Genomic DNA, 12,937 nt, shown 5'->3' with positions numbered 1-12,937 from the left:
CGGCGTTGTACTATTGGCAATTCTAATAGACCTGGTAACGACTTGCACTCTTTCTCCATAATGTCAGGAATTTCCCTGGAAGGGTTTACTCCTGCTTTCGGGCGTGCGTAACATAGCGCTAACTATTTTGTCTTGCGGGCTCATTATGAAAAAACCAGCGTTTATCATCACGATCGATACCGAAGGGGATAATCTCTGGCAGAACCACCGGGTGATCAAAACGGAAAACGCGCGCTACCTGGCGCGGTTTCAGGCGCTTTGTGAACGCTTCGGCTTTAAGCCCGTCTGGCTGACCAACTACGAGATGGCAGTCGAACCGGTATTCATTGAGTTCGCGAAAGAGGTCATAGCCCGCGGCCAGGCTGAGGTGGGAATGCATCTCCATGCCTGGAATAGCCCTCCGGAGCACGATCTGACCGGTGATGACTGGCGCTGGCAGCCTTATCTGATTGAGTTTTCAGACGAGGTCATGCGTGAGAAAGTGCTCTTCATGACCCGCTTACTGGAAGAGACTTTCCAGACAAAAATGCTCAGCCATCGCGCCGGGCGCTGGGCATTCGACAGCCGTTACGCCCAGTTGCTGATTGAGCTGGGGTATCAGGTAGATTGTTCCGTTACGCCGCGCGTGAACTGGCGCAACGCGAAAGGTGCCCCGCAGGGTAATGGCGGAACGAATTACCAGCATTTTCCCGATCGTGCCTACTTTTTGGACGTAGACGACATTTCCCGGCCGGGAAACAGCCCTCTCCTCGAAGTGCCGATGAGCATCCAGTATAAACACCCGGCATGGCTGAATTCCCTGAAGCAGGGTTATGATCGTCTGCGCGGTAAATACCGTTCTCCGTCAGTTAACTGGTTACGTCCGTCCGGAGGAAATGCGGCGGAGATGATTAAGGTTGCGCAGCAGTGCCTGGCTCAGGGGAATGACTACGTGGAATTCATGCTGCATTCGTCGGAATTTATGCCTGGCGGGAGCCCTACTTTTAAAGACGAGGCCGCGATTGAGGGGCTGTATCAGGATCTGGAGCAGCTCTTTACCTGGTTATCAGATAAGACCGTGGGGATGACGCTGGCGGAGTTTTACAAGTACAAAAAATAGTTATGCCCGCCAGGCGGGCATATTTGTTATTGCTGCTTTGTTTGTGTGAAAGGTGTACTTAGCGCAAACAAAATCATAAAGAAGATTAAGGCCTCTGAACTGAGCAGTATGACATCCGTCAGTCCATACAAAAGCAAAAGAAGCATCGACGTCAGCAGCAAACCGTTTTTACTTCTAATAGAGTAAGCTATTATCGAAATAAAAAAGAAGCATAAAATTAGCAGTCCAGGAATGCCTTGCAGTGAATATTTTTCAATAAATTCATTGTGCAAATGAATTCGAATGTAACCGAGCGCTGCTGCAACATGTTGATGTCCATTTGCGACATAATTTCGAACCCATGATTCCCTGCTTTCAATAGACTGTCCCAGTGGATGCGCAATGCCAGTCATAAGACCCACGTTCCACATCGAAAAACGAGCCCCCAGAGAAGTTGCATCATACCCTTTCTGATATTTAGTTATCTCAGTCACTGTTTGTTGAATTTTAGGAGAAATCAATGGTTTATAGCTTACGGCTATGATCCCTGTAACGATGCATAAAAAAATCATTAATGATTTAAGGTGAATTTTTCGGAAATGATAAAGTGTAAGAATAATAGCCATTAACAGGTAAAGGCCCATGGCGGCACGCGTGGCAGTCAAAAGAATCACGAAGAAAGATATCAGGACTACGACGCCTGCCAGAAGGTATAATTTCACATTCTTCTTTAGGTATAAGCTGTAAACAAAGGCTAATGATAGAACAGAATATACATACGCTGCGATAGTTGGACGGTTTATAGCCATCTCTACGCGATTAATACCTTGTACAGCCTGATAAAAGCCATAAGCTGTGGCAAGGGTATAACCTACAGCTGTACTAATTAAGAAGTATTTCACAAAATTATCTTTTGTTACATAATTTTTGAAACGGTCAAGGTAAAAAATCAAAAGGCTTGCCAGAATTAATTTTTTACTCGATCCAAGATAATCACTGTATGCGTTTAATCCCTCATTATGCAATTCATAAGTGACATACCAAATAAGGTTAAGTAATCCTACCAGCATAATAGGATAGGCGATACTAAAAGGATGCCAGGAGATTTTTTTATACTCAAACACCAAACCCAAGATACTTGCATATATTGCAATATAGAAAAACTCTCGTTGTTTCCCTGAATTAACAAGGACAAGAGCTAAAGAGATAAGGCTCAATGCGAGTGTTAACTGGTAAGTTTTTAACTTTATTTTTTCCATAATGCCTCAATAACCCTTTTTTTATAGCTGAAGCGAACATCGCTGGATAAGAAAAATGATAAAGAATAAAGTGCTGTTACTCGTGACTTAACGGTTTTGAGCTGCTGACCTGTAAGATATTTCCGATGGTTGCTGTAAATATCAAACCAGTGGCAATTGACGAGATGTTTGTAGCGTGACGGAAATGTTCTTTCCATCTGTAACGTGCATTCGACAAGCGTTGAAATTTTACTGGCGTCCAGACTGCTCGACAAACTGTCGCGACGCTTGATGTAATAATAATGCCCCTGGCGTTGATAGGCTATTTTGCTCGATTGCATCAACATTCCCGGGAAGACAGCGAAATCCTCATAACATAACATCGGAGGTATGGGATTTTTCTCGTAAAGACTACGATGAATAAACTGGCCAATGAGATGTGCCTGAAAGTCTTTATGACGTAAGAAACGAGCAATTGCTTCATGTTGTGACAATGGCACAGGATTAAATCCCTGCCAGTCTGAAGTCATTCTCCGGGGATCGCGAATCTCAAGCAAACGTGTCAGTAACATATCCGGACGTTGCGCTTTCAGGTAGGCCATTGCGTCCCTGAGGCTGCCAGGCTTTAAGCAATCGTCACTGTCGAGCATCGTAATATACTCACCCGATGCCAGTGCGACAGCGCTGTTTCTTACCCGGCCAACGTTACGAAAGTTCACGGTGCGCGTTATGATCTGAGGAAATTTCGGCGACCACTCTTCAATTATTGCCTGCGTGGCATCCTCAGAACTGTCATTGAAAATAATGACTTCAGTATCCTGATCGGTTGCTGCCAGCAGGCTTGAAAGCGTGGCGTGCAGCGTAGCTTCAGCGTTATGCGCAGCAATAATGACGCTTAAAAAAGCCATAAAAATTAGTTTCCTTGAGCGTCGGTAGCGCTAGCCAGTGAGCGGGCTTTTGGTAATGTACGGATAAACTGCTGAAGATCGTGTAACGCGGAGTCAGTGACAGAGAATAGCGCTTCCCGTTCTTGCGGGAAGTAATAGCGCGTTTCAAACACATAAGAACAAATGTTATCGTCATTCCCGATCAGCATCACATTGCCAAGCGGACGCTGTTCATAGTGACAACACGGTCCAAACAGCAGGACCACCGGCACGCCGACGGCGTCTGCGATGTAGACATTCCCCGAGTCAGACGCGATATAGCAGTCCATCTTAGAAATGGCCCAGGGAAGCTCTTCCAGCGAAATTTTGCCAATAAGATTGATAAAATTGGGGATTTCACCGTAAAGACGGGTGATATCGTCCATCCACGACTGTTCGTTTGGCGCGCCGAAGACATAAAACTCGCAGGGTAAATCAGCGAGTTGATCAACAATCCGCTTCCAGATAACCGGAGGGACGGTTTTGGCTTTATTGCCCGCCGCAATACTGATGCCGATGCGGATAACGCCAGGTTTATCAAGAATGGCCGGCTAGGCCGTCGGCTTGAAGAGTGGCTTTGTGGCGTGCTTGGGAGAGTCTTGCCACGTGAGCGAGCGGTCGGCCAGTTTCAGGTAGTTCGTCACCGAAAGCGTTTTTTTGCCATGCTCAACGGTACCGTCGGCCGCGAGATAGAAAATCCCGTGATACCACCTGCGCGTGTAAATGCTTAAAAATTGTTTGTTTTTGGCATTGCAGACGGCGGCAAAAAAGAGGTTCACGCTGTTGGGCTGTAGCAGGTAGACGTTGTCGTAGCGGTTCATGATCCTGCACGCGAAGCACAGTTTACGCCACAGGTTGCGCTTATGCTGCTCAATAAAATAGATCTGCTCAATAGTCTCATCATGCTTCGCCAGCGCGCCAACGCTGCGACTGATCAACACATCGCTTTTTTGCAGATATGCCAGAAGAGGCGTCGCATTAATAAAGTCACCGATTTTGGCTGTCTGAATGACAAGGTTCTTGCCCGTGTCCTTTCGAAACAGCTTCCGGATGAGTTTCACCGGAAAGAGTAAAATCAGCAGAAATACATAACTCATGGGTTAAATATCCCTGTTGGAAAGCCGATGGCTGCCCTGTAAAAATGAAAAAATAGCATCTGCGCTAATATCCTTCGTTTGTTGCGTAGGGCTGACCATCTGATGCTGGTTTTTACCGTAACCCCCGATCAACCCCGGATCGGTCGGGCCGAAAATCGTGATATTAGGACGATCCAGTGCGGCGGTTAAATGGCTTAACCCTGTATCCACAGAAACGACGGCGTTAGCGCCCGCCAGCTGTGCGGCAACCTGCGCCAGCGTGAGTTTGGGTAACACCTCGACGTGGGAAAAACCTGCTGCCAGACGTTCCGCTCGCTGCCGCTCATGTTCAGCGCCCCACGGGAGTTTAATATGGATACCGCAAGGTTGCATTAGTTCAATCAGCCTTCTCCAGTGCGTTTCCGGCCAGTGCTTATCGTCGCGCGTTGTGGCATGCAGGAAGACCAGATAGGGCGCGATATCCTTGTCCGTTTCGTGCAGAAAATGCTGTGCGATGGCGTAGTCACCCTGGAGGTCGGGTTTTGCATAGTCGAGACTCTTAGCGAACAGCTCGCGGGTACGTTCCACGGCGTGCTGCTGCTTCGCAATATGGTGGCGACGGTTATAGAACAGGCTCGCCAGCGGTTCGCGGGCGGTTTGCCAGTCCATGCCGTGCTTTACGCCGTGCGCCAGACGCGTGACCAGCGCGGCGCTTTTCACCAGCCCCTGGGCGTCGACGATCGCGTCGTAACGCCGGGCCTGCACCGCTTCGCGGAAGGCTTTGCGTTCGGCTTTAATCGGTGCGGAGAACCACGCTTTGCGCCAGCGGCGAATGGCCACCGGGATCACGCGATCAACCGCTTCATGCCAGGTGGGGATCTGCGCGAAGCCTTCTTCCACCACCCAGTCAAAACGGATGCCGGGAATGGCCCGCATGGCGTCCGTCAGCGACGGCAGCGTATGCAGAACATCACCCATTGAGGAGGTTTTAACGATCAATACCCGCATCCGTTATCCTTCTTCACTCAACAGCAGTGCGTTGAGTTCTTCGAGAACACGCAGCGGGGTAATGTCGATCAGGCTCTGATGGTAACCTTCTGCGGCATCGCCTTTGCGCACCTTGTGGTAGCCGGTGATCAAACGGATCACGCGCGCCTTGTGCGACAGCGGCGGCGTGAAGTCCGGGCTGCTTGGGCCATACAGCGCGACCAGCGGGCGGTCCAGCGCGGCGGCGACGTGCATCAGGCCAGAGTCGTTACTGACCACGGCCTTACAGGCGGCAATGAGGATAACCGCCTGCTCGAGCTGCGTTTCCCCGGCCAGGTTGCGGCACCATGCCTGTTGCTCGGTGCTCAGCGTGGCGAGAATTTCATTGCCCGCCTCATGATCTTTCGCCGAGCCAAACAGCACAATCTGATAGCCTTCATCGATAAGCTGTTTCGCCAGCTCTGCATAGTGATAGTGCGGCCAGCGTTTTGCCGGACCGAATTCTGCGCCAGGGCAGAACCCAATCATCGGGCGTTCGGACGAAATGCCAAATGCGTTGCAGGTGTGGGATTTCTCCCCATCGCTTACCTGGAGCTGCGGCCACAGCAGCGGCTGCGGCAGATCTTTCGCGCTGCGCATCACGCCTTTGTCGTAGGCCAGCGCCACGTAGCGCTCCACCATCAGCGGCCAGGCCTCTTTATCCAGCACCCGGGCGTCGTTCAGCAGGCCGTAGCGCATTTCACCGCGCCAGCCGGTACGGTGCGGGATGCCCGCAAAGAAGGGCACAAGGGCGGATTTGAAGGAGTTAGGCAGCACGTACGCGCGGTCATAGCGTTTCTCGCGCAGGCTGTGGCCGAGTTTGCGGCGTTCACCGATTTCCAGCGCGCCGTGTCCGAGCGGCATCGGGATCGCCTCGTTCACTTCCGGCATACGCGATAACAGCGGACGGCACCATGCGGGTGCCATCACGTCGATTATCGCCTGGGGATAACGCGCCTTGAGCGTGCGATAGAGACTTTGCGACATCATCATGTCGCCCACCCATGACGGGCCGATCACCAGAATTTTCATGCTTATGCGTCGCGGTTCAGCCAGGCCATATATTCCGTTACGCCTTCGGCAACGGTCTTGAACGGCTTGTCGTAGCCTGCGGCGCGCAGGTTAGTCAGGTCCGCCTGGGTGAATGCCTGGTAGCGGCCTTTCAGCTTATCCGGGAACGGAATGTACTCGATGCTGCCTTTCTTATGGTACGCCAGCGTCGCGTCTGCCACCGCCTGGAAGGATTCCGCGCGGCCGGTGCCCAGGTTGAAAATGCCGGACACGCCATTTTCCAGGAACCACAGGTTTACTGCCGCCACATCGCCCACGTAGACGAAGTCACGCTTGAAGCCGTCGCTGCCTTCGAACAGTTTCGGGCTTTCGCCGTTATTTAACTGGGTGTTCAGGTGGAACGCCACGCTCGCCATGCTGCCTTTGTGGCCTTCGCGCGGCCCGTAGACGTTGAAGTAGCGGAAGCCGACAATCTGCGAGTTCGCTTCTGGCAGGATCTGACGTACGTACTCATCAAACAGGAACTTGGAGTAACCGTAAACGTTCAGCGGCTGCTCATATTCGCGGGATTCGATGAAATCTGAAGTGCGCCCACCGTAAGTTGCCGCGGAAGAGGCGTACAGGAACGGAATTTCACGCTCCAGGCAGTAGTGCAGGAGCTCTTTGGAGTACTGATAGTTGTTATCCATCATGTACTTGCCGTCCCACTCGGTGGTGGAGGAGCACGCACCTTCGTGGAAGATGGCTTCGATCTCGCCGAACTCTTCACCCGCCATAATCTGGATAAGGAAGTCTTCTTTATCCATGTAGTCAGCGATGTTCAGATCCACCAGGTTCACGAACTTGGTGCCGTCTTTCAGGTTGTCCACCACCAGAATGTCGGTGATGCCTTTGTCATTGAGGGCCTTAACAATATTGCTGCCGATAAAGCCCGCGCCGCCAGTAACGATGATCATAACTGTAACCTTTGAAGTATGAGTCGGGGAATATCCCGAACGCTAATCTCTTTATCATATCATCACAATGCTCAGGCTTCAGCCATTCACCGATATGCAGCAGGGGTACGCGTGATTTATGCTGCAAAAACGAGAAGAGATACTGCGTCATCTCGTCATGAACTATTGGTTTGGGTAATATGTGCCAAAATTTGCCGAGTCTGGAGAATTGCAATGCGTGGTGATTTTTACAAACAGTTAAACAGCGACCTCGACACCGCACGTGCGGAAGGGTTGTTCAAAGAAGAGCGTATTATCACGTCTGCCCAGCAGGCGGACATCACCGTTGCCGACGGCAGCCATGTGATCAACTTTTGCGCGAACAACTATTTAGGTCTTGCGAATCACCCTGAGCTAATTGCCGCGGCGAAAAACGGCATGGACACCCACGGTTTCGGTATGGCCTCCGTTCGCTTTATCTGCGGTACGCAGGACAGCCACAAGCAGCTTGAGCAAAAGCTGGCGAACTTCCTCGGAATGGAAGACGCGATTCTGTACTCCTCCTGCTTCGACGCTAACGGCGGTCTGTTTGAGACCCTGCTCGGCGCAGAAGACGCGATTATCTCCGACGCCCTGAACCACGCCTCCATCATCGACGGCGTACGCCTGTGCAAAGCGAAGCGTTTCCGCTACGCCAACAACGACATGGTGGAGCTGGAAGCGCGCCTGAAAGAGGCCCGTGAAGCGGGGGCTCGCCACGTCCTGATCGCCACCGACGGCGTGTTCTCCATGGACGGTGTGATCGCCAACCTGAAGGGCGTGTGCGATCTGGCGGATAAATACGACGCGCTGGTGATGGTGGATGACTCTCACGCGGTCGGTTTTGTCGGCGAAAACGGTCGTGGCTCCCACGAATACTGCGACGTAATGGGCCGCGTGGATATCATCACCGGTACGCTGGGCAAAGCGCTCGGCGGCGCGTCTGGCGGCTACACCGCCGCGCGTAAAGAGGTGGTCGAGTGGCTGCGCCAGCGCTCCCGCCCGTATCTGTTCTCCAACTCCCTGGCGCCGGCGATTGTGGCTGCCTCCATTAAAGTGCTGGAGATGGTGGAATCCGGGGCTGAGCTGCGCGACCGCCTGTGGGCTAACGCCCGCCTGTTCCGTGAAAAAATGAGTGCCGCAGGATTCACCCTGGCCGGTGCCGATCACGCGATCATTCCGGTGATGCTGGGCGACGCGGTTGTCGCGCAGAAATTTGCTCGTGAGCTTCAGAAAGAAGGGATTTACGTGACCGGGTTCTTCTTCCCGGTGGTACCAAAAGGTCAGGCGCGTATCCGCACCCAGATGTCTGCGGCGCACTCGCCTGAACAAATTGAACGTGCGGTGGAAGCCTTTACCCGCATCGGCAAACAGCTGGGCGTCATTGCCTGAGGACGTATGATGAAAGCGTTATCCAAACTGAAAGCGGAAGAAGGGATTTGGATGACCGACGTGCCGGAGCCGGAAGTCGGTCATAACGATCTGCTGATCAAAATTCGTAAAACCGCCATCTGCGGTACTGACGTTCACATCTACAACTGGGACCAGTGGTCACAGAAAACCATTCCGGTACCGATGGTTGTCGGTCACGAATATGTCGGCGAAGTGGTGGGTATCGGCCAGGAAGTAAAAGGCTTCAACATTGGCGATCGCGTCTCCGGTGAAGGCCACATTACCTGCGGTCACTGCCGTAACTGTCGCGGTGGGCGTACCCACCTGTGCCGCAACACCGTCGGCGTGGGCGTGAACCGTCCGGGCTGCTTCGCGGAATACCTGGTGATCCCGGCGTTTAACGCGTTCAAAATCCCGGACAATATCTCTGACGATCTGGCCTCCATCTTCGACCCGTTCGGCAACGCGGTACACACGGCGCTCTCCTTCGACCTGGTGGGTGAAGACGTGCTGGTTTCCGGCGCGGGCCCCATCGGCATTATGGCGGCAGCCGTGGCGAAGCATGTGGGTGCGCGCAACGTGGTGATCACCGACGTGAACGAATACCGCCTGTCGCTGGCGCGCAAAATGGGCGTCACCCGCGCGGTGGATGTCTCGAAAGAGAGCCTGACCGATGTGATGGAAGAGCTGGGCATGACCGAAGGCTTTGACGTGGGTCTGGAGATGTCCGGCGCGCCACCGGCGTTCCGCACCATGCTCGACACCATGAACCACGGTGGCCGTATCGCGATGCTGGGTATTCCGCCGTCAGATATGTCCATTGACTGGAACAAAGTCATCTTCAAGGGGCTGTTCATTAAGGGCATCTATGGCCGTGAGATGTTCGAAACCTGGTACAAGATGGCCGCGCTGATCCAGTCCGGTCTGGATCTGTCCCCGATTATCACTCACCGTTTCTCCATCGATGAGTTCCAGCAGGGCTTTGACGCAATGCGGTCCGGCCAGTCAGGGAAAGTGATCCTGAGCTGGGATAAGTAATTAAAAAGGGGCCAGCGGCCCCTTTTTTTTACTGATTCTTTTTCTCTTCGTCCGTCAGGTAACGCACCTTGCGGGTGTAATCCTGGCCTTTGAACAGCAGTTTGTTATCCGGCGATTCCAGATACTTCTGCCATTCGGAAAGCGGGAAACCACCGTGCGCGCCAATCACCTCTTTCGGCACAACGGCTTCCTGACCGCCGATCTTCTTGGAGACCGGCCAGTTCATCCAGTCACCGAGGTTAACCGTTTTTACATCCAGCATGTCCAGCAGCGCAGCGAGCGGCAGCTGATCGGTCGGCGGCTGCGTGTCGTCCATCAGCTCCCAGGTATCCTGGAACAGCGTCAGCCACAGCGGGCAGATACGGCGCCAGGTCTTTTTGGTGGCGGCAAGAAACGCGCCGTTAACGTGATCGACCAGATACGGACGCACCGTTTCTTTGTAATATGCCGGCACTTTCTCCGCTGGCGCGCCGTCCAGCTTGGCAATCATTTTGCCCTGACGGAAGCTGGAGTAGATGTGCATATCCGCCATGTTGATCTCTGGCATTTTAAGCAGGTTGAGATCGGAGTCGATCATCAGCACACCTTCACCGCGCGCCTGCAACGGAGCGTTAAGCTTCACCAGACGACTGAGGTAGATCTGCTTATAGCGGTAACCTTCTTCACGTTTTGGAAGCGTGAGGGTAACAACGCGGGTTTTTGGCGGCAGCTCACCGAAAGCGGATTCAGGCTGATCGCTGACGATAACAATCTCGCTGACGTCGGTGGCATAACGCTCTGCAAAGGTCGCTGACAATAACGCCTCTTCGACGAAATCCGCGCCCGTACACGGGATCACAATGGAATCCACCGCAACGAGATCGCGCGTGACCGGAAGGGAAGCGTAAGGAATGTTATGACGCCCGGTAATGTGGCGGTAGCGAGCATTCAGGAATTTAAACATGTTCTTCTCGTTTGGTTATTGCGCGCCAAGAACGGCCTCGACACCGTTAACATAGCTTTCAATGGCATACATGTTGCAGACATTCTGGTGTGCGGCAGCGGCGAGCCGGGCGCGCAGAGCAGGATCCTGCCAGATATTATCCAGATGTTGAGCAAGTTGCGACACGTCGCTCCAGGGAAACAGCAGGCCGGTCGACTCATGATCGATCAATTCTGCCGTGCCGGTCACCTTTGAACCAATCACGGGAATATTCAGCAGCATTGCCTCCAGCACGACGCGCGGCAGGCCTTCGCTCTTCGAAGCCAGAATAAATGCGTCAAAGGTGGCGAGATAGTCAAAAGGCGTGTTCTGGAAACCGGTAAAAATGACGTGCTCAGCAATACCCAGCGCGTCAGCCTGTGCCGCCAGTGCGCCGCGCTCCGCCCCTTCACCGACCAGCACCATCTTCCATTTTGCCTGCGGGTGCCTCTGGCTGAACTGTGCCAGCGCCTCCAGCGTATGGTGGTTGGCTTTGCGAGGGATTAGCGAGCCAATGCTGCCGAACACAAACGTGTCGTCATCAATGTTCAGGCGCTGGCGCATCGCGCGTCGGTCGGGCAAAGGCTGGTGGATGTCGATAGCATTGTTGACCGTGGTACACAGCGCTGGCCGGACGCCATGCTGAAGCAACACGCGTTCAACGCCGTGCGAGACGGCGATGATTTTTGTGGCATGGGCATTGACCAGCTTCACCAGCGGCGGGGTCAGCACCGGTTCAATCCGGCAGTGCTGGATTATCCGCGCATGCAGGTTTGCGCCCGCCAGATACCCTTCTTCGTTAGAGCCTGGCTGGTTGTTCATATACAGCGTATCGAATCCACCTTCCCTGAAAATGGTCTCGATCTTGCTGACGTTGGGGCGAATGCGCCACAGGGTATCGATATGCCGCGTAAATGCTTTGCGCGCTGAACGCGAGAAAAACAGCAGACCACGTCCCGCTTCTTTCAGTAGTTTTGCCCATGCCGGTTGCTTACGTTGAGGGATAACGAGTAGCGGGATCCCAATGCTATTGAGCACCTGGCCAATCGTTTGACCTTCAGCACGACTATAATCACTGTAAAAACAACAGGTAATGTCGAATTTGTCGCGGTTGATTCGCTTCAGAAGCTCAAGCATACTGTTGGTACCTCCCCCCCATTCTTTGCCTGTGTCCAGGAGGAGGATTTTACGTTTTTGCGGCATGTCTGAATCCGTATGCTACCCTTCATCTGACCGCATTATAAAGAATTTACTGAAATAAAATAGATTTTTTGTATTTCTTTGTCTTTTTATAAGGAAAGGTTTTAAACGCGCTTATTTTAAAAGTGCGATTTAAGACTTTAATCGCCTCTTCTCAATTCGATAGTATGAGTGCAAAAATTTTATGTTGTTATTGAGAGAGTGAAAATATGTTTAAAATAACGGTCTGCTTATTAACGTTTAACTCCGAAAGAACGTTGCACGATGTTATTCCTCCTCTTTTAAAAATAGCAGATGAATTCGTTATAGTGGATTCCGGAAGTACAGACTCGACGATATATATTTGCCAGAGTTATGGATTGTCGCCCATATTCAAAAAATATAGCTGGCACGGCGAGCAGATGAACCATGCCGTATCCCATGCGCATAACGACTGGGTGCTGTGCATGGACAGTGACGAAATACTCGATCAAGAAACCGTTGATGCTATTTTAGAATTAAAAATGGGCGATGAACCCGAACTGGATATGGCGTGGCGGATATGTCGTCACTGGTTTGTTTTGGGAGAAAATGTCCGAACGATTTATCCCGTCTCATCACCGGATTATCCGGTGCGTCTTTTTAACCGTACGCAGTCGCGATTTAATAACCGGCCAGTAGACGATCAGGTTGAAGGTTTTCTCCGTTCTGAACGTATTCCAGGTTATGTCAGACATGATACGTTTCATTCGCTGCATGAACTTTTTAATAAATTAAACGGATATACCACTCGCCTGGTTCAATATCAGACGATACGTCCCTCTCTTGGTCGCGGCGCGATCAGCGCTATCGGCGCATTTTTCAAATGGTATCTGTTTAGCGGTGCCTGGCGTCAGGGCAAAGTAGGTGTGGTGACAGGGTTTTATGCCACGGCGTACAGTTTTTTGAAGTATTTCAAGGCCTGGTATCAGGATCGGGAAAAGAGAGAGTCCGTTGCAAAAGAGCAGTCGGACTCTTATCTGGCAGAATAGGCGTTAG

11 protein-coding genes and 1 pseudogene are annotated in these 12,937 nt (G+C 52.2%); 4 read left to right on the top strand and 8 right to left on the bottom strand.

All coding sequences use genetic code 11. The annotated features are described in order from the left end of the window. Positions 1-145: 145 nt before the first annotated feature. Positions 146-1,099: a polysaccharide deacetylase family protein gene (locus SK62_RS20340; RefSeq protein WP_047718489.1), complete on the top strand. Its 954-nt coding sequence runs from the start codon at positions 146-148 to the stop codon at positions 1,097-1,099. A 26-nt stretch (positions 1,100-1,125) separates the two neighbouring features. Here the strand turns inward: SK62_RS20340 and SK62_RS20335 are convergent, their stop codons facing one another. The 6 genes and pseudogenes from SK62_RS20335 to rfaD form a co-directional block, all read right to left on the bottom strand. Beyond that, entirely contained in the window at positions 1,126-2,337 is a 1,212-nt protein-coding gene (locus SK62_RS20335; RefSeq protein ID WP_039269344.1) for an O-antigen ligase family protein, read from the bottom strand. Then, positions 2,325-3,224, bottom strand: a complete 900-nt coding sequence (locus SK62_RS20330; RefSeq protein WP_039269343.1) for a glycosyltransferase family 2 protein — start codon at positions 3,222-3,224, stop codon at positions 2,325-2,327. The genes SK62_RS20335 and SK62_RS20330 overlap by 13 nt, the downstream gene beginning before the upstream one ends. 5 nt (positions 3,225-3,229) lie before the next feature. Continuing rightward, a pseudogene (locus tag SK62_RS20325) lies at positions 3,230-4,339 on the bottom strand (glycosyltransferase family 9 protein). Positions 4,340-4,342: 3 nt separating this feature from the next. After that, positions 4,343-5,326 carry a lipopolysaccharide heptosyltransferase RfaC gene (gene rfaC / locus SK62_RS20320; protein ID WP_047718493.1) on the bottom strand — a complete coding sequence of 328 codons (984 nt, stop codon included), beginning with the start codon at positions 5,324-5,326 and terminating at the stop codon, positions 4,343-4,345. 3 nt (positions 5,327-5,329) lie between these two features. Next, positions 5,330-6,376 (bottom strand): ADP-heptose--LPS heptosyltransferase RfaF, encoded by a 1,047-nt coding sequence (gene rfaF, locus SK62_RS20315; RefSeq protein WP_047718495.1) that lies wholly within the window; start codon positions 6,374-6,376, stop codon positions 5,330-5,332. A 2-nt stretch (positions 6,377-6,378) separates the two neighbouring features. Continuing rightward, on the bottom strand, positions 6,379-7,311 hold the full coding sequence (rfaD, locus tag SK62_RS20310) for an ADP-glyceromanno-heptose 6-epimerase (protein ID WP_003860858.1): 933 nt from the start codon (positions 7,309-7,311) through the stop codon (positions 6,379-6,381). Positions 7,312-7,524: 213 nt separating this feature from the next. On the opposite strand from rfaD, the gene kbl reads away from it, so the two are divergent. Together kbl and tdh are read left to right on the top strand one after the other, a co-directional pair. Continuing rightward, positions 7,525-8,721 (top strand): glycine C-acetyltransferase, encoded by a 1,197-nt coding sequence (gene kbl, locus SK62_RS20305; protein ID WP_015570030.1) that lies wholly within the window; start codon positions 7,525-7,527, stop codon positions 8,719-8,721. Between the two features lie 9 nt (positions 8,722-8,730). Next, a complete protein-coding gene (gene tdh, locus SK62_RS20300; RefSeq protein ID WP_017383610.1) occupies positions 8,731-9,759 on the top strand; it encodes an L-threonine 3-dehydrogenase in 1,029 nt (342 codons plus the stop codon). A 28-nt stretch (positions 9,760-9,787) separates the two neighbouring features. Here the strand turns inward: tdh and SK62_RS20295 are convergent, their stop codons facing one another. Together SK62_RS20295 and SK62_RS20290 are read right to left on the bottom strand one after the other, a co-directional pair. Next, a complete protein-coding gene (locus SK62_RS20295) occupies positions 9,788-10,702 on the bottom strand; it encodes a hypothetical protein (protein WP_015570028.1) in 915 nt (304 codons plus the stop codon). Between the two features lie 15 nt (positions 10,703-10,717). After that, positions 10,718-11,923 (bottom strand): glycosyltransferase, encoded by a 1,206-nt coding sequence (locus SK62_RS20290; RefSeq protein WP_017693957.1) that lies wholly within the window; start codon positions 11,921-11,923, stop codon positions 10,718-10,720. A 206-nt stretch (positions 11,924-12,129) separates the two neighbouring features. Here SK62_RS20290 and SK62_RS20285 point away from each other — a divergent pair, with 206 nt between their 5' ends. Then, positions 12,130-12,930: a glycosyltransferase family 2 protein gene (locus tag SK62_RS20285; RefSeq protein WP_045348426.1), complete on the top strand. Its 801-nt coding sequence runs from the start codon at positions 12,130-12,132 to the stop codon at positions 12,928-12,930. Positions 12,931-12,937 lie beyond the last annotated feature (7 nt).

It is taken from the genome of Enterobacter sp. BIDMC109 (genome assembly GCF_001037885.1).
Taxonomy (GTDB): Bacteria; Pseudomonadota; Gammaproteobacteria; order Enterobacterales; family Enterobacteriaceae; genus Enterobacter; species Enterobacter hormaechei_C.
The sequence above is the reverse complement of the archived record's forward strand: the minus strand, read 5'-3'. Positions and strand labels throughout refer to the sequence as shown.